Origin of the sequence: Endozoicomonas sp. G2_2, from assembly GCF_017744135.1 — a bacterium.
Classification (GTDB): Bacteria; Pseudomonadota; Gammaproteobacteria; order Nevskiales; family Salinisphaeraceae; genus Salinisphaera.
Genome location: NZ_JAGHQU010000002.1, coordinates 380,951 through 399,377, shown reverse-complemented (window position 1 = coordinate 399,377; position 18,427 = coordinate 380,951). Strand labels below are relative to the sequence as shown.

General features: G+C 62.5%; 18 protein-coding genes and 1 tRNA gene. 9 read left to right on the top strand and 10 right to left on the bottom strand.

The annotated features are described in order from the left end of the window. Positions 1-54: 54 nt before the first annotated feature. Entirely contained in the window at positions 55-1,782 is a 1,728-nt protein-coding gene (gene pilB / locus J7355_RS04030; RefSeq protein WP_209060114.1) for a type IV-A pilus assembly ATPase PilB, read from the bottom strand. A gap of 179 nt (positions 1,783-1,961) precedes the next feature. Here pilB and J7355_RS04025 point away from each other — a divergent pair, with 179 nt between their 5' ends. Continuing rightward, positions 1,962-2,405 carry a hemerythrin domain-containing protein gene (locus J7355_RS04025; protein WP_209060113.1) on the top strand — a complete coding sequence of 148 codons (444 nt, stop codon included), beginning with the start codon at positions 1,962-1,964 and terminating at the stop codon, positions 2,403-2,405. A gap of 165 nt (positions 2,406-2,570) precedes the next feature. Here the strand turns inward: J7355_RS04025 and J7355_RS04020 are convergent. Together J7355_RS04020 and J7355_RS04015 are read right to left on the bottom strand one after the other, a co-directional pair. After that, positions 2,571-2,647: transfer RNA gene (locus tag J7355_RS04020), tRNA-Pro, on the bottom strand. Between the two features lie 2 nt (positions 2,648-2,649). Continuing rightward, a complete protein-coding gene (locus tag J7355_RS04015; RefSeq protein ID WP_209060110.1) occupies positions 2,650-3,618 on the bottom strand; it encodes a polyprenyl synthetase family protein in 969 nt (322 codons plus the stop codon). 163 nt (positions 3,619-3,781) lie between these two features. On the opposite strand from J7355_RS04015, the gene rplU reads away from it, so the two are divergent. The 4 genes from rplU (at position 3,782) to proB (ending at position 6,728) form a co-directional block, all read left to right on the top strand. Next, a complete protein-coding gene (gene rplU / locus J7355_RS04010) occupies positions 3,782-4,096 on the top strand; it encodes a 50S ribosomal protein L21 (protein WP_209060109.1) in 315 nt (104 codons plus the stop codon). Between the two features lie 52 nt (positions 4,097-4,148). Beyond that, positions 4,149-4,409 (top strand): 50S ribosomal protein L27, encoded by a 261-nt coding sequence (gene rpmA, locus J7355_RS04005; RefSeq protein WP_209060107.1) that lies wholly within the window; start codon positions 4,149-4,151, stop codon positions 4,407-4,409. A gap of 113 nt (positions 4,410-4,522) precedes the next feature. Then, positions 4,523-5,605: an Obg family GTPase CgtA gene (gene cgtA / locus J7355_RS04000; protein ID WP_209060106.1), complete on the top strand. Its 1,083-nt coding sequence runs from the start codon at positions 4,523-4,525 to the stop codon at positions 5,603-5,605. Further along, positions 5,589-6,728, top strand: coding sequence for a glutamate 5-kinase (gene proB / locus J7355_RS03995; RefSeq protein ID WP_209060105.1), 1,140 nt, complete (start codon positions 5,589-5,591; stop codon positions 6,726-6,728). Before cgtA ends, proB begins: the two co-directional genes overlap by 17 nt. A 91-nt stretch (positions 6,729-6,819) precedes the next feature. On the opposite strand, the gene rpsT is transcribed toward proB, so the two are convergent. After that, on the bottom strand, positions 6,820-7,089 hold the full coding sequence (gene rpsT / locus J7355_RS03990; RefSeq protein WP_209060104.1) for a 30S ribosomal protein S20: 270 nt from the start codon (positions 7,087-7,089) through the stop codon (positions 6,820-6,822). A 276-nt stretch (positions 7,090-7,365) separates the two neighbouring features. Here rpsT and murJ point away from each other — a divergent pair, with 276 nt between their 5' ends. The 4 genes from murJ to J7355_RS03970 all read left to right on the top strand — a co-directional run bounded on the left by murJ (position 7,366) and on the right by J7355_RS03970 (position 11,602). Then, the gene (gene murJ / locus J7355_RS03985; RefSeq protein WP_209060103.1) at positions 7,366-8,934 is read left to right on the top strand and encodes a murein biosynthesis integral membrane protein MurJ; all 1,569 of its coding nucleotides are present in this window, start codon (positions 7,366-7,368) and stop codon (positions 8,932-8,934) included. Further along, positions 8,934-9,872: a bifunctional riboflavin kinase/FAD synthetase gene (locus tag J7355_RS03980; RefSeq protein WP_209060102.1), complete on the top strand. Its 939-nt coding sequence runs from the start codon at positions 8,934-8,936 to the stop codon at positions 9,870-9,872. Before murJ ends, J7355_RS03980 begins: the two co-directional genes overlap by 1 nt. Then, entirely contained in the window at positions 9,869-10,378 is a 510-nt protein-coding gene (lspA, locus tag J7355_RS03975) for a signal peptidase II (RefSeq protein WP_209060101.1), read from the top strand. The genes J7355_RS03980 and lspA overlap by 4 nt, the downstream gene beginning before the upstream one ends. A gap of 72 nt (positions 10,379-10,450) precedes the next feature. Next, positions 10,451-11,602: an FAD-dependent oxidoreductase gene (locus J7355_RS03970; protein ID WP_209060099.1), complete on the top strand. Its 1,152-nt coding sequence runs from the start codon at positions 10,451-10,453 to the stop codon at positions 11,600-11,602. Here J7355_RS03970 and J7355_RS17645 read toward each other — a convergent pair. The 6 genes from J7355_RS17645 to J7355_RS03940 are packed head-to-tail and all read right to left on the bottom strand — an operon-like array spanning position 11,550 to position 18,377. Continuing rightward, positions 11,550-11,945 (bottom strand): type IV pilin protein, encoded by a 396-nt coding sequence (locus J7355_RS17645; protein ID WP_280637554.1) that lies wholly within the window; start codon positions 11,943-11,945, stop codon positions 11,550-11,552. The genes J7355_RS03970 and J7355_RS17645 overlap by 53 nt on opposite strands. A gap of 2 nt (positions 11,946-11,947) precedes the next feature. Then, positions 11,948-15,859, bottom strand: a complete 3,912-nt coding sequence (locus tag J7355_RS03960; protein WP_209060097.1) for a PilC/PilY family type IV pilus protein — start codon at positions 15,857-15,859, stop codon at positions 11,948-11,950. Further along, the gene (locus J7355_RS03955) at positions 15,859-16,470 is read right to left on the bottom strand and encodes a PilX N-terminal domain-containing pilus assembly protein (protein WP_209060096.1); all 612 of its coding nucleotides are present in this window, start codon (positions 16,468-16,470) and stop codon (positions 15,859-15,861) included. The genes J7355_RS03960 and J7355_RS03955 overlap by 1 nt, the downstream gene beginning before the upstream one ends. Then, positions 16,467-17,252 (bottom strand): PilW family protein, encoded by a 786-nt coding sequence (locus tag J7355_RS03950; RefSeq protein ID WP_209060094.1) that lies wholly within the window; start codon positions 17,250-17,252, stop codon positions 16,467-16,469. The genes J7355_RS03955 and J7355_RS03950 overlap by 4 nt, the downstream gene beginning before the upstream one ends. Beyond that, positions 17,249-17,812 carry a type IV pilus modification protein PilV gene (gene pilV / locus J7355_RS03945; RefSeq protein WP_209060092.1) on the bottom strand — a complete coding sequence of 188 codons (564 nt, stop codon included), beginning with the start codon at positions 17,810-17,812 and terminating at the stop codon, positions 17,249-17,251. Before pilV ends, J7355_RS03950 begins: the two co-directional genes overlap by 4 nt. Beyond that, positions 17,799-18,377, bottom strand: a complete 579-nt coding sequence (locus J7355_RS03940; protein ID WP_209060090.1) for a GspH/FimT family pseudopilin — start codon at positions 18,375-18,377, stop codon at positions 17,799-17,801. Before J7355_RS03940 ends, pilV begins: the two co-directional genes overlap by 14 nt. Positions 18,378-18,427: the final 50 nt, after the last annotated feature.

Genomic DNA, 18,427 nt, shown 5'->3' with positions numbered 1-18,427 from the left:
GCTTGAAATACGGGCCCGGCGACTGTTCGCCGGGCCTTTTTCATGGGCGGTGCGTTAGTCGACGGTGACGCGATTGACCTCGGCGAGGCTGAGTACGCCGGCGCGCATCTTTTCCAACCCGGCCTCGCGCAGGTCGATCACGCCTTCGCTTTCGGCCTGTTTTTCAATGTCCGCGGCATTGCCGCCTTCCATGATGATCTGGCCGATGGCGTCGGTCACCGGCATGACCTGGTAGATGCCGACGCGGCCCTTGTAGCCGTTGGTGCAGTTGTCGCAGCCGTCGGCATTGGCTTCGAACAACTCCAGGCTATCCAGCTCGTCCTCGCGAAAGCCTTCCGCGATCAGCTCTTCGCGCGGAATCTGCGCCGGCTGCTTGCAGTTCGAGCAGAGCCGGCGTGCCAGACGCTGCGCAATGATCAAGGAGATCGAGGCCGCGATGTTATAGGCCGGCACCCCCATGTTCACCAGGCGTGTCAGCGTCTGAGGCGCGTCGTTCGTGTGCAGGGTCGACAGCACCATATGGCCTGTCTGCGCGGCCTTGATGGCGATTTCCGCGGTTTCCAGATCACGAATCTCGCCGACCATGATGACGTCCGGGTCCTGGCGCAGAAACGCGCGCAGACAGCTCGCGAACGTTAGGCCAACCTTCGGATGCACGTTGACCTGGTTGATGCCGGGGAGGTTGATTTCCGCGGGATCCTCCGCCGTGGAAATATTGCGGTCGCTGGTGTTGAGCATGTTGAGCGCGGTGTAGAGCGAAACCGTCTTACCGCTGCCGGTGGGCCCGGTGACCAGCACCATGCCGTAGGGGCGATGAATGGTCTGCTCGAACAGTTCGCGCTGATCCGGCTCGTAGCCCAACGCCTCGATACCCAGCTGCGCGCTGGTGGGGTCGAGAATACGCAGCACGATCTTCTCGCCGTGCAGGGTGGGGCAGGTCGAGACACGAAAATCGATGGCCCGATTCTTGTTCAAATTGAGCTTGATGCGCCCGTCCTGCGGCACGCGTCTTTCCGCCAGATCGAGGCGCGCCATCACCTTCAGTCGCGCGGACAGGCGCATCCCCAGCGCGGCCGGCGGGGAGGCGACCTCGCGCAGCACGCCGTCCTGGCGCAGGCGGATCCGGTATTTCTTTTCGTAGGGCTCGAAATGGATATCCGACGCGCCCTTGTTGATGGCGTCCAGCATGACCTTATTGACGAAGCGCACGACTGGCGCATCGTCGGAGTCGATACGGCTGCCGTCAGCGGCGTCGGCTTCGCCCGGCGCATCGACGGTGAGATTGTCGAGGGATACGTCGTCGAGCCCGGCCATGGCGCTGTCGATGGCGCTGAAGGCACCGTCGATCGCCTTGGCCAGCTTGTCCTGTTCGACCAGAATCGGCTCGATGTTCAGGCCAGTGCTGAACTTGAACTCGTCGAGTGCCTGCAGATTGGTCGGATCGGCGACCGCCACGAAGAGGTTGCGCCCGCGCTGGTACAGCGGCAGCACGCCGTGCTTGCGGATGAGCGCCTCGGATACGAGTTTGACCGGCGCCTGGGTCAGATCGACCGCACGCAAGTCCAGCAGCGGCATCGAGAATTCTTCGCACGCGGCCTTCGCCAGAACCGCGGCGGAGAGCACGCCGCGCGCCACGACCCGCGCAACGAACGATTCGTCCTCGCGATGGGCCTCGGCCTGGATCTCGAGTGCCTTGTCGGCCTCGATAAGACCATCCTCGACCAATTGCCGAGCGAGGCCGCCCAGTGCAGGCGTCGCGACCTTCTGTTTATTCGTGGCCATGTCGGGTTCCCGTGGCTGTTGCGCAAAGCAGCATCAGTCGCTGCGCGCCGTGCGTAACTCGCTTACCACTCTTGTATCGACCGAATCGGTGATTACGCGATGTTACGGATTCTATGGCGTTTGGGCTAAAGGTACCATCGATTACGTCGAAACCCCCGCAATATCAGAGGGAAACCACCATGAAGACGATCTTCGAGGCATTGCGCGAAAGCCACGACAAGCAGCGGCGCCTGCTTGACGGGTTGACCGATACGCATGGCGACAGCAGCAAGCGGGAAGGCCTGTTCGCTGCGCTGAAAGCGGAATTGGTGCATCACGCCAACGCCGAAGAGCGGCATTTCTATGTGCCGCTCATGGAATACGATCGAACCCAGGAAAAGGCACGTCATAGCGTGGCCGAGCATCACGAGATCGACGAGCTCATCGAAACACTAGAGGAAACCGACTACAGCTCGCCGAGTTGGCTCACGTCGGCAAAGAAACTGCAGCACCTGGTCACTCATCATCTCGATGAAGAAGAGCAGGAGGTGTTCCAGGTTGCCGGCAAGGTGCTCACGGACTCTGAAAAAACCGACCTGGCCGACAGCTACGACGCCATGATGGCGGAGCAGGCGGGCAGCTGATTCGCCTCGGGCGAGTCGGTTTGAGCCGGGCCGGGCGCCCGGCTTTTTCGTGCGTGACTGCTGCGACAGAGCGCCACGTCCACAATCCGCGCGCGAGACAACGAGCGCCTCGTTAGGTGCGTGTCGGCGGGACTATTTAATAGGTCGGGAATAAAGACGACTAGATGGTCGGGGTAGCAGGATTTGAACCTACGACCTCCACCTCCCGAAGATGGCGCTCTACCAAGCTGAGCTATACCCCGATCTAGTGTCGGCGCTGGGCCGAGAACTCGGCCAGCTCGACGAGCCCTGCCTTGGCGGCAGAGTCGTCGAAAGCGTCGAGTGCGGCGATGGCCTTTTGGGCCTCCTCCTCGGCGCGGCGGCAAGTGTATTCCATCGCCTGGGTGGATTCAATCGCTTTTAGGATCGAATCGAGTGCATCGAGGTCCGCTTCGCGTACCGCGGTGCGAATGGCCGCGGCCTCATCGCCTTCAAGACAGGCCAAGGCACGGATCAGCGGCAGGGTGGCCTTGCCTTCCGAGAGGTCGTCACCGAGGTTCTTGCCATAGTTGCCGTCGCCGCGGCCGTAGTCCAGCGCGTCGTCGATGACCTGGAACGCGATGCCCAGATGCCGTCCATAGTCGGCCATGGCCTGCTGCTGGCGCGCATCGCAGCCGCCCAGTTGGGCCGCCAGCCGACAGCCGGCGGAAAACAGGCTCGCCGTCTTTCGATCCACGACCTCCAGATAATCCGCTTCGGCAAGGTCTGGATCATGCGCGTGCATCAGCTGCAGCACTTCACCTTCGGCGATGCGGTTGGTGGCATCGGCGAGTACCCGCATGACATCGAAGGAGTCCAGCTCGACCATCATCTGAAACGCGCGCGAATAGAGAAAATCTCCGGTCAGAACGCTCGCGTCGTTGCCCCATACGGTATTGGCCGTCTGCTGGCCGCGACGCATGGTGGACTCGTCGACGACATCGTCATGGAGCAGAGTCGCGGTATGAATGAACTCGATAATTGCCGCGAGCAGATGATGCTGGGCGCTGGCGCCCCCGCTGGCCTGGGCGGCGAGCAGCACCAAAGCCGGCCGCAAGCGTTTGCCGCCACTACTTATTATGTATTCGCCCAGGGTGTTGATGAGTATGACATCGGAATTCAGGCGCGCGCGGATGAGCGCGTCGACTGCACGCATGTCGTCATCGACCGGCTTCAGTAGCGGCTGGATACTCATGAGGTGTGGACCGGGAAAACAGCGGCAAACTTAGGCGCGTGGACTATTGCTGTCAAGAATGCGGATCATGCCATTCGATCGTTGACCGCAGATGCCGCGCAACGTATCATTCGCGCTCTTTAAACGGGCACGAGCCCTTGTTTTCACGCGATGTGGAGTGGTCATGCACGCGGTTATACGCACCGGCGGTAAGCAGTACAGAGTGGCAGAAGGCGATATTCTGCGCGTCGAGAAGCTGGATGTGGAAGCCGGCAGCACTATCGATCTCGATGATGTGCTTCTGATCTCGGACGGCGACAATGTTCAGGTCGGCACCCCCGTGCTGGAAGGCAAGGCGGTCTCCGCTGAAGTCATGACGCACGCTCGCGCCGACAAGATTCAGGTGATCAAGTTCAAGCGGCGCAAGAAGTATCGTCGCAACTACGGTCATCGCCAGCACTACACCCAGCTCAAGATCAAGTCGATCCCGGGCGCCTGAAGCGCCGACGACTCGATAGCACGGCTGAAATTCAGGTTAGAGGAAAGCACTCATGGCACATAAAAAGGCAGGCGGCAGTACTCGCAACGGTCGCGATTCCGAATCGAAACGCCTTGGCGTCAAGAAGTTCGGCGGCCAGAAGGTGAAAGCCGGCAACATCATCGTGCGCCAGCGTGGCAACACCTTCCATGCAGGCAGTAACGTCGGCACCGGGCGCGACTACACGCTCTATGCCAGCGCCGATGGCGTGGTGAGCTTTGCGGTGAAGGGCCCGCGCAATCGCAAGTACGTGTCGATCGACGCGGTCGAATAGCGAGTCGCGCGCATGCCGCGAAAAAGGCCTCGCCGAGCGCGGGGCTTTTTTTTGTCTGTAACAATAGCGCGAAGCAATCGCTGGCTCGGCGCGGCGGCTGAGAAGGAAAGGGCATGAAATTCGTTGATGAAGCCAATCTTCGGGTCGAGGCGGGTGACGGCGGTCACGGGAGCCTGAGTTTCCGGCGGGAAAAATACGTGCCGCATGGCGGCCCCGACGGCGGTGACGGCGGTGACGGCGGCTCGGTCTATCTGCTTGCGGATCACAATCTCAATACCTTGTACGACTACCGCGTCAGCCGTGTCTTCAAGGCCGAGCGCGGCGGCAACGGCGCCGGCAAGAATCGCACGGGTTCGAAAGGCGAGGACCGCTATCTCCCCGTGCCGATCGGCACGCTCTGCTACGCGCGTGAGACCGGCGAGCTGATCGGCGACCTCACGCACGAAGGCGATACACTGCGCGTGGCGCAGGGTGGTTTTCACGGGCTCGGCAACGCGCGATTCAAGTCGAGCACGAATCAGGCGCCGCGCAAGACCACCGACGGCACGCCAGGCGAGATTCGCGAGCTGCGCCTCGAGCTCAAGCTGCTGGCCGACGTCGGCCTGGTCGGCATGCCAAACGCCGGCAAGTCCACGTTGCTGGCCGGCGTGTCCGGCGCCCGTCCGCGGATCGCGGACTACCCGTTCACCACGCTCAACCCGCAGGTCGGCGTGGTCAGCGTCGGCGCGCTACGCAGTTTCACGCTCGTCGATCTGCCGGGCCTCATCGAGGGCGCGGCCGAGGGTGTGGGGCTGGGTCACCGCTTCCTGCGCCATATCCAGCGCACGCGCCTGCTGTTTCACGTGGTCGATCTGCTGGATTTCGACAGCGGTGACGTGGTGGAAAACGTGCGCATGATTGCCGACGAGCTGGTGCGTTTCAGCCCACAACTCGGCGAACGGCCGCGCTGGCTGGTGTTGAACAAGACCGAGCTGCTCGACGCCGAAGAGGTTGCATCGCTGCGCGACCAGATCGTCAACGCACTGGAATGGACCGGACCGGTGTATACGGTATCGGCCATCAAACCCGATACGCTCAAGCCGCTGCTGAGCGACGCGATGGACCACCTCGACGCCGCGCGCGAGCGCGAACAGGCCGAAGGCAAAAACGCGCAGGCGCCAGTGTTTGAAGACGAGGACGATGATTTCGACGCGTGAGGATCTGCCCCGCGCACGCCGCTGGGTGGTCAAGATCGGCAGTGCGCTGCTCACCGCGGACGGGCGCGGACTCGATCGCGACCGTCTTGCCGGCTGGGCCGGCCAGATAGCGGCACTGCATGCGGCCGGCTGTCAGGTCGTGCTCGTATCGTCGGGTGCCGTGGCTGAAGGGCTCGTGCGTCTGGGCTGGCGGGAGCGGCCGGCGAGTCTGAGCGCGGTACAGGCCGCCGCCTCGGTCGGCCAGGCAGGGCTTGTCGAAGCCTATAGTCGCTGCTTCGAATTGCACGGCCTGCGCACGGCACAGGTGCTGCTCACCCACGACGACGTGTCGGACCGGCGCCGTTACCTGAATGCGCGCAGCACGCTGATGACCCTGCTGGACATGAACGTCATTCCCATCGTGAACGAAAACGATGCGATCGCCACCGACGAGATACGCGTGGGCGACAATGACACCATGGCCGCACTCACGGTGAATCTGCTCGACGCCGACGGCCTCATCATCCTCACCGATCAGGCCGGGGTCTACGACGCCGATCCGCGTCGGGTGCCGGGTGCCCGGCGCATCGAGCAGTGCGAAGCGCGCGACCCGGATCTGCTCTCGGCCGCGGCGGGTACCGGCGGTGCACTCGGGCGTGGCGGCATGCGTACCAAGGTGCTCGCGGCGCGCCAGGCCGCAGATTCGGGCGCGGCGACGGTTATTGCCGACGGGCTGGCGCCGGACGTCCTCGCGCGGATTACGCAGGGTGAGTCGATCGGTACGCTGCTGACCGCCGGGCAGGGCGCGCGCCGCGCCGCACGCAAGAACTGGATCGCAGGCCAACGCAGGGTTCGTGGCGCGGTACGTATCGACGCCGGCGCGGTGCGCGTGTTGCGTACCGCGGGACGTAGTCTGCTGCCGATCGGTATTACCGGTGTCGAGGGAGATTTTCGTCGCGGCGATCTGGTCGCCTGCCTGAGCCCTGACGGAGACGAGATCGCACAGGGCCTGGCGAACTACGATGCGCGCGAGATCCGGCAGCTGGTGGGGGAGCCGAGTGAGCGTATCGAGACCGTTCTGGGTTATGGCGGCGAGCCGGAGTTCATTCACCGGAACAATCTGGTGGTTTCCCGCGGCGGGTGACTGCGCCCGCCGTCAAACGCTGCAGACACAAAAAAGCCCGCAAGAAGCGGGCTTTTTCGTTTGCCGGCGAAGCCGGCTGAGACTCAATGGATCAGGCGCTGGCGAGCGACTTGATCTGCGCATTCAGGCGCGACTTGTGGCGTGCGGCCTTGTTGCGGTGAATCTGGCCCTTGCCGGCCATCCGGTCGATGACGGGCACAGCGGCGTCAAAAGCCGCGCGGGCGTCGGCTTCGCTGCCGGCCGCGATCGCTTTCTGCACTTTCTTGATGTGCGTGCGCACGAGCGAGCGCTGCGCGATATTGCGTTCACGACGGGTAACGGCCTGTGAGGCGCGCTTGCGGGCTTGCGGAGAGTTCGCCACTGAGCGGCTCCTGAAATTCGATGAATGAAAAGGTCTGCAGGCGCGCGATTATTGTGATTTGTACGGCGTTTGTCAACTCTGCGGACATGTAAAAACGCCGGTGCGCTGCGTAATCGGCTTAATTCAGGACGCGGCAGTTGTCCGGGGTCATTCGCCGCGCTGCCGGGCGAGCCATTGGGTGGTGCAGAACGTATGCTACGCCCGCGGCCGCGGCTTTCGGGCGATGCCGCAATCCGGCTATAGTGCGCCGCATTTCGCGCGTTTCACGGGGTATGCATGGCGGCATCGCTGGCGAGATCAACGAGCACGGTCGGCGTGATGACGTTGCTGTCGCGCGTGCTCGGGTTCCTGCGCGACGTGATTCTCGCCGTGATTTTCGGTGCCGGCGCCGGCATGGACGCCTTTCTCGTTGCGTTCAAAATCCCGAACTTCATGCGGCGCCTGTTTGCGGAAGGCGCGTTCGCGCAATCGTTCGTGCCGGTGCTCTCGGCGACCAAGAGTCGCGACAGCGAAAACGATGTCAAGCATCTGATCGATGTCGTGGCCGGCACCCTGGGCATCATTCTGATCGGCATTACCGTCGTCGGCGTGCTCGCCGCGCCTTTGCTGATCTATCTGTTCGCCCCGGGGTTCGCTAATCAGCCGGATCAGTTCGAGCTCGCGGTCGACCTATTGCGGCTTACGTTTCCCTATCTGCTGTTCATCTCGTTGACCGCGTTTGCCGGCGGCATACTCAACACTTATGGCCGCTTCAGCGTACCGGCCTTTACGCCGGTGCTGCTGAACGTATGCATGATCGGTGCGGCGTTGCTGCTCGCCCCGTATTTTCCGCGTCCGGAAATGGCGCTTGCGGTCGGTGTATTGATCGCCGGGCTCGTCCAGCTCGGTTTTCAGTTGCCGTTTCTCGTACAGCTGGATCGTTTGCCGCGACCGCGCTGGGGCTGGTCGGAACCCCAGGTCCGGCGGATTCTGGCGCTCATGCTGCCGATTCTGTTCGGGTCGTCCGTGGCGCAGCTCAACCTGTTGCTGGATACGATCATCGCGTCGCTGCTCGCCGCCGGGAGCGTGAGCTGGTTGTACTACGCAGATCGGTTGATGGAATTTCCGCTGGGGGTGTTCTCGATCGCCATCGCGACGGTCATTCTGCCCAGTCTGTCGGCCCGGCATGCGAGCAAATCGGCGCGCGAATTTTCGGAGACGCTGGACTGGGCGCTGCGCCTGCTCGCCGTGATCGGTCTGCCCGCCATGGTGGGCTTGTTCGTGATGGCCGGCCCACTGGTGACCACGCTCTTCAACTACCGCTCTTTCGACGGCCACGATGCGCTGATGAGCCAGTATGCGCTCATGGCTTATGCTCTGGGTTTCATGGGATTTTCCTTGGTCAAGGTGCTCGTCACCGGTTTCTTCTCGCGCGAAGACTCGCGCACGCCCGTGCGTTGCGGCGTGATCTCGCTGGTCTGCGCGATGGCGATGAATCTCACCTTCGTCGGCCTGTTTACATGGATGGACTGGCCGGCGCCCCATACCGGGCTGGCGCTGGCAACGTCCCTCGGGGCGTTCGTGAATGCGGGCTTTCTCTATCGCTACCTGCGGCGTGACGGCGTCTACAGCCCCGGCGCGGCCTGGCGTCGTCTGATCCCGCAGGTCGTGGTGGCTTGTGCGGTTATGGGCGTGGTCCTGTGGTTCGGCGCGGCGCAGCTGGATATCTGGATCGCGCGGGGCGCGCTGGCGCGTGTTCAGTGGTTGATGACCTGGCTTGTGGTGGGCGTGGTCGTCTATTTTGCCGTGCTCGCGGCTTTGGGCGTGCGTCCGCGACAGTTCCTCAGTCACGAGACGGTCAAGTAATGCGTATCGTGCGTCGCGTTGAGCACATGGCGCCGCTGTCTGGCGGCTGTGCGTTGACCATCGGCAATTTCGACGGCCTGCATCGTGGCCATCAGGCGATCATCGCCCAGCTTCGCGAGCGCGCGGGGGAACTGGGGCTGCCCTGCGCCCTGATGAGCTTCGAGCCGATGCCGCTGGAGTTTTTCAACCCGCAGGCGGCGCCTGCGCGGTTGTCGTCCCGACGCGAGAAGATGCGCGCTGCGCGCGCGCTCGGCATCGACATCTTCGTCTGGGCACGCTTCGATGCGCGCTTTGCGTCATTGTCGCCCGAGGCGTTCCTCACGCAGCTGATCGAAGCGCGATTGAATGCCCGATATGTGCTGGTCGGCGAGGACTTTCGTTTCGGCAAGGCACGCGCCGGGGATATCGACACACTGCGTGAATTCGCCGCGTCACGGGGGATCGAAGTCGCGCCGCTGCCCGACGTCCATGTCGACGGGCAGCGGGTGAGTTCCACCCGCGTGCGACAAGCGCTCGAGACCGGTAAGCCGGAGGTGGCCGCGCGCTTGCTCGGTCAGTCCTATCGGGTGAGCGGGCGCGTCGTCACGGGGGAGCGCCTGGGCCGGACGCTGGGTTTTCCCACCGCCAATATTCGCCTCGCCCGAAAGCCGGCGCCGCGGTATGGCGTCTACGCGGTGTGGGCATATCTCGCCGATGGCCAGCGACGCGCGGCCGCTGCGAGTTTTGGCGTGCGCCCCACGGTGAATGGTCGAGAGCCGCTGCTCGAGGTCTTCATTCTCGATTACGACGGCGATTTATACGGCCAGCGCATTGACGTATCCTTCGAAGTGTTCCTCCGCGCGGAGGAGCGCTATGACTCGCTCGAAGCGCTAACCGACCAGATGCACCGCGATGTCGATGCGGTACGTCGACACCTGCAAGAGCCATCCGCCTCATGACCTCATCTTCCGACAAGAGCGCCGCCCACGACGAGCGCGGCTTTCAACTGCAGAACGCGCACTGGCTCTGGTTATCGGCGATCGTCATCGCGGCGGACCAGATCACCAAGCAACTGGTGGTCAACCAGCTGGAACTGTTCGACCGAATCCATCTGTTCGACTGGCTGAACCTCACGCTCATGCACAATACGGGCGCGGCGTTCAGTATCTTCGCCGGCGCCACACCGTGGTTCTTCGTGGCATTGAGCGTACTGGTGTCGATCGGGATTCTGGTCTGGATGCGCAGACATCCCCACGGTGAACGGCTGGTGGCTTCCTCGCTGGCGCTGATACTGGGTGGCGCGCTCGGCAATGCGATCGATCGCGCGACCCGCGGATACGTTATCGACTTCGTCGATTTCCATATCCATGGCTGGCACTATCCGGCCTTCAACGTGGCCGATAGCGCGATCGTGCTCGGCGCGATCCTGCTGGGCCTGGACATGCTTCGGCCGCGCCGCGGCTGAACGGCGCAAAGCACGCGGTTTGCCGGCCGCCGGACCAGCCTCGAACCGTTTCCGCCACGTTCGCGGGCGATCGTGAGTTCGAACCGCGACGTTGTTATCGCCGGGGGCGGGCTCGTCGGTCTCGCCACGGCCTGGTATCTGGTGGAGGCGGGCTACGGTGTGACGCTGCTCGACGCCGGCCACGTCGGCCGTGAAGCGTCGTGGGCAGGCGGGGGCATCCTGTTCCCGATCTATCCCTGGAAATACTCGCCTGCGGTGCAGGCGCTGGCCCAGCGTGGCCGGGCCCTGTATCCGGCGTTCACGGCCGACGTCGATGCCTGTTCCGGACTGGACAGCGAAAATAGACAAACCGGCCTATGCGTGCTTGATACCTCCGAAATGGCGCCAGGAAACGCCTGGGCAGACGATCACGGCGAGCCGACCCGGATGCTGACCGGCAGGGCGTTGCGGGAGCGATTCCCGGGCGTAACGGCCGAACAGGGTCTGTGGTTCCCGCGGGCTGCTCAGGTTCGCAACCCGCGGTTATGCCAGTCTCTGTACCGAGCGCTAGGGCGTCGAGGCGCGCGAATTATCACTCAATGCGCGGTCACGGGCATACGGACCGAGAAGGGCGTCTTCGCCGGGTTCGAGACTGCGCGCGGGACAGTGCCGGCGTCACGGGGCGTGGTTTCCGCCGGCGCCTGGAGTAGCCGGTTGTTAGGCAGCCTCGCGCCACAGGCCGTGTTTCCCGTACGGGGTCAGATGCTGCTGTTGCGCGGCGAGCCGGGGCGGCTTTCGAGCGTGCTATTGCAGGGCGGGCGATACGTCATCCCGAGAGCGGACGGTCGCATATTGGTCGGTAGCACACTCGAGTTCGACGGCTATGACAAGCATACCGACGTTGAAACGGCCCGGTCGCTTCATGCGAGCGCAGCGACCATGTGCGCGGGCCTGGCACAGCTGCCGGTTGAAAGACACTGGAGCGGGCTACGTCCGGCGACGCACGACGAGCAGCCGCTGATCGGCCAGGTGCCCGGTGTGCCGGGGCTTTTTATCAACAGCGGTCAGTATCTCAACGGCGTACTCTGCGCGCCATCGAGCGCCGAGCTGCTGCGTGACCTGATCGTCCGGGAACGACCCGTTGCGGCCAGGGCGTTCGACCCTGCGCGCATACTGCAAACAACGCCTGTCACTACCAGCAGTCAGCCTGATCCGCGGTTTTTTTGCCCGTGTTGTCTAATTTGAAGGTTCCGCACGGGTCATTCGCCTGATCGCCCAGCGGTGCTGCTTCCAACTCGAAGCCCGGCGGGTCGTCTTCCGTTGTCGCACTGATTTCGTAGAAGCCCTCGTCGGTCGTCGTGCGCAGACCGAGCTCGTTTTCAAGATCGCTCGTATAGCGGTAGCTCGACGTATAGAAGCGCTCCTGACGATTCGCGGCCTGCAGCAGCAGACTCTTGGCGTCTGCCCGTCGCGCTTCGCGTACGTAGTTCACGTAACTGGGGTAGGCGATGGCCGCGAGAATACCCACGATCGCCACCGCGATCATGAGTTCGATCAGCGTGAAGCCGCCGTGTCTGGACATGTTCATGGTTAGCGCCTGATTTCCCGCCAGGTCCGTCGGCCATCCTCGCGGCCACCGGAGTAGAGATCGATCTGTTCACGCGAGTTGTCGGAATTGCCGAGTACGACGGTATCGCCGAGCTGGGACGTGTCATTCAGATAGAGCGCGGCACCCGGTGCGCCGCCCTTGACCGCCACGCCGGACGCAACGGCGACGCTACCATCCGGCAGCGTGATGGTGTCGCCCGGTGCGGTGTACTGACGATCTCCGTTGAGGTCGAAAGCCGCAAAACGTGTGCGGCCGCCCGTGCTCGCCTGGACGGTCATGAAAAACCCGGAGCCCTCGGTCGTGCAGGCCTGTACATCAGGCACGGTCGTGCTGAAGCTGACCGTCTCGCCCTGGAGCGCGGGGTTGCTCACGATCAGCTCACCGGTACCGGCCGGCAGGTCGAGCACCCAGCCGCGCCTGCCACGGTCGTTCGAGCTGTCGCTCTGTTGATAGACGACCGGATTGTCGGTGACGAAACGATAAGTCGCATCGCCGCTGTCAACGGTCTGTGAGAGCACGTCCTGGCGAGCCAGGTCCGATCGCGTGAGGTTGCCGGTGCGCGACGGATCCCACTCATTGCCGGGCGCAAAGTTGAACGTCCCGACATCCCAGACGCCGTAGACGCTGTTTCTTACGTCGGTGTTGAGAACCGCGTCACCGTTCTCGAGATACTTGCCCGTTCCGAAATAGACCATAACGCCGAAATCATTACCGAAGGCGTGCAGGCCGACCTGCGGCTGGGTCGTGATCGGCTGTACGTTGCCGTTGCGATCCCGGGCCGTGAACAGCTTGCGCACGCTCCAGTCCGACGGATTCTTCGATGTGAGATCGAAGCGCCAGACGTTGCCGTAGAGATCGCCCGCGTATGCGTAATCGGTGATGAAGTCACGATCGACATCGACCGGAAACGGCTCGCTCAATCCGTTCTTGTAGCCATTGCCCGGTGGGGTTTCCCCGGTTTCGATCGGCCCGTTGGTCATCAGCTGCCCGGACTGGATATCGAGCAGGAAAAGCGAGGGCGTGCCGCTATCGCTGTTGTAGCCGTTGCCGGCCATCGCGGCCCATTTGCCGTTGTGCAGCCGCACGATCGACGGTTGGCCGAAGGTACGGCCGAGTTTCGGATGCGAGTATTCCCAGAGCATCAGATTCGATGGCTGGTTCTCGGCGCTGGAAAAGCGCGACGGATTGGTGATATCGAGCGCATACAACGAGCGCCCACCATTACCAAGCCCGCCTACGAGCACCGTATGCCAGGCGTTGTTGAACACGACATCACCTGCGACGGGCGTGCCGTCCACATAGTATTCGTGGCGGTAGTCGGTTTCGGTGAGCTCGTCCAGTTTCTCGAATACGCCGCCGGGTATGAACGCGAATTGTTCCGTGCCGTCGTTCGCGGCAAAGCCATGCAGCATGCCGTCGTTGGCGCCGACATAGACCATCGGTCGCCGCGATGCGTTGGCCTGTGCGAACGCACGTGAATTACCGGCTTCACTATACGGCGCGGCGTTGTTCTCCGGAAAGCCGGCAGCCTGCGCGCCGAGGTGCAGGTCGCGCCACACCTTCGGGTAGCGCAGACGATCCGGGGCGCCGACATAAAGCGGTGAGGAGTGCACGATATCGCCCAGTACGGTCTGGCCCCGGCTGCGCAGATAGCCGCCGTTGGAGTTTTCCAGACTGCGGTTGCCCCGAATGTAATTGATCTGATCGGCGGTAAGCGGGTCGCCCAGCAACGCGGTCAGGCCGCCGAGTAGACTTTGAAGAATGTTTGGCCGAAACGCATGGGGCGTGTAGCTGATATCGCTTCCGCTGCCACTTGGCACGGAGGCGACGATACGTCGATTGTTGGCGATCGATGCGTTGCTGTCCGAGCCGTCGACCAGCTTCTCGGCCGCCGACCACGACGGCGTCGTGCTGATTCGGCCGTTGTTCACGGTGTAGGCCGAGAGATCGCCTTCCCAGCTGCCGCCGGTAAAACTTGCCTGGAAGATGATCGTGTCGGAGGACACGCTGCGAGAATTCGCAGAAACGGCGCTCTCCGAACCCGACGCGTTGAGTATCTCTTCGAGCGCCGTGGAGAAGGCGCTCGCGATTTCCTGCGGCGTGTTCGCATTGAGCAGCGTGCCCCGGCTGTTGATCGTCGCATGCCAGAGATCGTCGATCTCCGTGATGCCGAACGAGCGATCGTTAAGGTCGAGCAAGGACCAGTCCGGCGGGTTGCGGTAGGGATCGTTATTCTGGGCGGCGTACTGACTCGTATTGCCGAAGATCAGGCCACGCTGTCCGAGCGTAACGCCGAACGTGACCATGTGCAGATCGTCTTCGCAATCCAGCCAGGGATCCGGCGGATCGTCGTCACAGCCCAGCGGCGTGGGGACACGGTTGCGCTCGATATCGCGCCGGTTCTCGTTCGGCAACTTGCCGAGATTTTCGTAATACTTCATCGCCACGTCGGCGATCGTGTTGGAATAATTGTCGCCGAAGGGCTCGCCGAATGTTCGCCGGGCCCGGCTGCCTTGGTCGGCGTTGCCGATGCCGTTCACGGAGTCCGTGTTGTAACCGTCGGTGAACAGCAACGCGAAATTTTGCTGACAGGATGACGTGATGATGTTTGGATTGGTTTCGAGCTGCTCGCCCAGAAATTTCAGCGCCTGGCGGTTCGGCGTGCCGCGTGCTACCGAAAAGTCGATGCCGAAGATCTGATCGTAGAATGTCTGTCGCTGATTGTCGTCGTCCAGATCGCGCATGGTCAGCGCCGTCGGGTTGTTGATCGTGCAGCTGCCCACACGCGCGCCGTTGATCTCGTCGAACGCCGCGGCGATACCGCCGCGCGTGGCCAGATGGCGCTTGCGATAGTAGGTGAACCAGTTGGCGAAGTTCTGTATCGCGGTGTTGTACTTCGCGACAGTGGTGAAGTTATCCCGCTTTATCTCGTAACCGTAGAGCGCTTCGCCGTTCGGGCCGCGTCCGGGAATCCGGTTGGCCGAGGGGCTCCAGCCGAAACTGGCGGGCAGGTCCGTACTCTGTCTGAGATAGAAAGTGGCAGGATAGTACGAGATACCTATATCGCGTTCTTGATTTATATCATAATCATTATCGGCTTGGTAAAATCCGGCCGGCAAGTTGGGTTCTTGAACAGTTTGAAAGAAATACAAGAATCGATCACAGCTTCGGTTTCTAATTTCGCTCGCTGATGGGCTATAGCTTGAAAACAAGCGGCGACATATATAATTTTCTCCGCCTGGCACTCCATTCGGATGATAGTAGCGGGTGCCTTCTGGGATAGTCATCCCAGGGCGAAAAGTGAAGGTTTCCCCGTTTGCGGTCGACTCGCGTTGGGCGGTGAGATCGAGCGTCGCGGACCGGACCTGCGGGTCGTAATACGCGTTCGACGGCGTGGCGTCGGACTCGCCGATCCACGGATCGTAGGTCACGGCAGGATTGAAGTAGGCGCTGTTGAAATCCGAGGAGCGCGCGAAGCCAAGGCCGGGCACAGGCGGTACTGCGCCGTAATTCGAATAGATGCGTCGATCCCGGCTGTTGCAGTTGGTTCCGTTGGTGCTGCAGTTGTTGTAGCCGTTGGGGAATAAATAGGCATACGACAGGTTGCCGCTTTGTGCGTAATTGCCGTTCTGCCAGGCCGATCGACTGGAATCGATCCAGTGCAGCAGCCCGCTTTCGGTGGGGAACAAGGTCTCGAAGTCCATGGAACCCGAGTTATCGACCGCCACCATGATGTTCGGCTTGACGTTGCCACCGGAAAACAGCGGGCGGTCCGACAGGTTGAGATCCCTCGCGGATGCCGGCGCGAACGCGCTCGCGAGAAAGAGCGCGGCAGCGAACGCAACCAACCCACGCTTTCTGGAGCCCATGGCGGCATGCGATGGCGTGTTCATCAGTAATTCTTCTCGTAGATGCTTTGTGTGACCGCGATCGCGGCCGGGTTCTGACCGTGGGCCCGCGCGGTGATCCGGTAGTACACGCCGCCGTCGCCCACGGCCGCACGGTCCGGGTCGAGATCGGCGCCGTTGAACTGGTACTGCATGGCTTCGACAAAGAACTTGACCGGTCTGTCACCGACGTCGAAGCCGGAGTCCGTGTCGATCGCAACGGCAGAGTTGCCCCAAATCGTTTCGGCCAGAAAGGCATCGGCAGCAGGTCTGGCGCCACCGTCGCTCGAGGGGAGCATGCTGTTTTCGATACATACACGAAGCGCGCTGCCAGTTCCCGCGCCGTCGCCGCCCCCTGTGGGCGCGCAATCGTAGAAAGCGGGGAGCGTATCGAAGGCGGGGGAGCGCAGAATGGTTTCCCCTTCGCGCAGTGCGGCATCCGCAGCCTGCCGGGCGCGCGACTTTTCACGCTGGTTCGATGCCATGCGCTCCTGCAGCGTCGAGGAATTCATCGCCGACAGCGTGAGCATGGTGATGATCACCAGAAAGATCAGGCTCGTCACGAGCACGAACCCGCGCGACCGCGCATGCGAAAAATGAGGGGGATAACGGTTCATTGCAGTGTATTCCTCAGCGCGATGGTCTGGTCGAGGAACAGGCGGCCGGCCCGGTCGGCGGGCATGTCGCCGGTGTCGGAGCCGTCGCTGAAGACATAGTCGGGTTGCTGGGCGACCGGTAGCAGGTTTTCCTCGTCGAGCGTGCGTAACAGCAACTGGATGCGCACGCTCACGACCTGCGCGGCCTGGGCCGCCGTAAGATCACTCACGTAGCGATCCGCGCTGTTGTCGTCGTCGGTATCGAGGCCGTATCGCACCTCGAAACGGTCGACGCCTTCGACCAACTGTGCCGTACTCGGATTCTTGTCATCAGTAACGTAGCGACACATCAGCGTGCGAGATTGTTCTACGAAGAGTGATACGTAAGTTGTTTCCGGACTTCCTGGTGATCCTATTGACGCCCCCCTGCAATTATGAACGCTCCCCTCTCCTTGGAAACGGATATACAACGTATCGCTTTGCCCTTGGGTATTACTCTGGCTGCTAACGACCGCACCCGGTCGGAAGTCCGCGCCGAGCGTGTCGTTCGCCCTAAATACTTGTTCCAGGTCGCCGGTCAGATCCGTACGGAAACCGGCATGCGCGACGACGTTTTCGAGCATGAAACTCGCCAGCCGCGCGTTCTCCTGCAGATGGCCGCGGCCACGCTGGGCATCGAACGCTTCGCGGTTGGCGAGCAGGATCTGAAGTACGCCGGCCAGCAGCAGCAGCCCGACGACCATGGCGACCATCAGTTCCACGAGGCTGAAGCCGCGCTCGCGGCGATAATCGGGCGTATTCACGGTCGCACCACGGTGATGAAGCATTGATTAAATTCGAGCTCCTCGCGGTCACAGTTGTGAAGTGAATCCGTACCGTTTGATGCGCCATTGGCGGCCGGCGCCTCCCGTTCGTTCCACGCGATCGTGATGGCATAGGCGCGGCAGGGATCGGCTGACGTCTCGCCCGGCGTTTCGCAAGCGACGTATCCCTGGGCGCGGAACATCTGATGCAGGGACTGGCCCCACTCCCATGCATCGCGTTCGGCCATGTCTTCGGGGGAGCAGCCGCTGCCACAATCACCGGGCACCGACGATCCCTCCGGGTCGTAGGGCGACACGATATCCTCGTAATGCCCGTCGCCGGCGCCGGCCGGGTTGGCGCGGATGCGGTCGGCGATATCGTCGGCGCCGATGCTCGCGAGGCTACGGGCTTCCGAATTCTGGGTATTCACCAGCGACACGGTCTGCAGGCCGAGCAGGCCGAGTAGACCGATCGAGATCACGACCAGGGCCACCAGGGCTTCCAGCAGCGTGAAACCGTGCTCAAGCATCGCACCCTCGTCCGAATCAAGTCGCGTCACAATCATTCTCCCGGGCCGTCTTCACTCGTCCGGTGACAGCGATCGTTATCTTGATTTGCCCGTTAGTGCTGTCAGGTCGGGCGCAGAAGGTTCGTGCCGAATTGTGGGCAAAGCCGTTGGCGTCGAAAACAATCGATTCGCCAATGCGGGACAGGGATGTAAGCGTGAACCCCTCGGTGTCGAGCTGCTGTGTCCGCAGGCGCTGACCCGAGTTCGGCGTGACGTTGCTCTGCGTGGGATCGTTCGGGGTGTAGACGATCCAGCCTTGGGTCCAGTCGCCGCTCTGTGTGCACCGGGTGCCGTCACTGCTGGCGCAGATGTATACATCCTGACCGCGGGTCGCGGCCTCGCTGCGGGCGTAATGAAGATCACCGACCAGGTCGTTAACGCGCGCGGTTACGCTGTTGCGCTCGACGACGCTGCGATAGGACGGTATGGCGATGCCGATCAGGATCGCGGCCACTGCCATCGTCACGATCAGCTCCAGCAGCGAGAAGCCGGTCTGGCGCCCAAGCCCGTTAGCAGAACTGAATGACGTGTAGCCCATACCGTGAAGTATCGGCATGTTCTGTCGTTCTGCCAGCCACGTACCGATTAGCGAGCCGTGCGGGCCGA

Bases quoted from the DNA above. Each gene is read 5' to 3' on its own strand.
- pilB (WP_209060114.1), bottom strand. From the start codon at position 1,782: ATGGCCACGAATAAACAGAAGGTCGCGACGCCTGCACTGGGCGGCCTC.
- J7355_RS04025 (WP_209060113.1), top strand. From the start codon at position 1,962: ATGAAGACGATCTTCGAGGCATTGCGCGAAAGCCACGACAAGCAGCGG.
- J7355_RS04015 (WP_209060110.1), bottom strand. From the start codon at position 3,618: ATGAGTATCCAGCCGCTACTGAAGCCGGTCGATGACGACATGCGTGCA.
- rplU (WP_209060109.1), top strand. From the start codon at position 3,782: ATGCACGCGGTTATACGCACCGGCGGTAAGCAGTACAGAGTGGCAGAA.
- rpmA (WP_209060107.1), top strand. From the start codon at position 4,149: ATGGCACATAAAAAGGCAGGCGGCAGTACTCGCAACGGTCGCGATTCC.
- cgtA (WP_209060106.1), top strand. From the start codon at position 4,523: ATGAAATTCGTTGATGAAGCCAATCTTCGGGTCGAGGCGGGTGACGGC.
- proB (WP_209060105.1), top strand. From the start codon at position 5,589: ATGATTTCGACGCGTGAGGATCTGCCCCGCGCACGCCGCTGGGTGGTC.
- murJ (WP_209060103.1), top strand. From the start codon at position 7,366: ATGGCGGCATCGCTGGCGAGATCAACGAGCACGGTCGGCGTGATGACG.
- J7355_RS03980 (WP_209060102.1), top strand. From the start codon at position 8,934: ATGCGTATCGTGCGTCGCGTTGAGCACATGGCGCCGCTGTCTGGCGGC.
- lspA (WP_209060101.1), top strand. From the start codon at position 9,869: ATGACCTCATCTTCCGACAAGAGCGCCGCCCACGACGAGCGCGGCTTT.
- J7355_RS17645 (WP_280637554.1), bottom strand. From the start codon at position 11,945: ATGAACATGTCCAGACACGGCGGCTTCACGCTGATCGAACTCATGATC.
- J7355_RS03960 (WP_209060097.1), bottom strand. From the start codon at position 15,859: ATGAACACGCCATCGCATGCCGCCATGGGCTCCAGAAAGCGTGGGTTG.
- J7355_RS03955 (WP_209060096.1), bottom strand. From the start codon at position 16,470: ATGAACCGTTATCCCCCTCATTTTTCGCATGCGCGGTCGCGCGGGTTC.
- J7355_RS03940 (WP_209060090.1), bottom strand. From the start codon at position 18,377: ATGCCGATACTTCACGGTATGGGCTACACGTCATTCAGTTCTGCTAAC.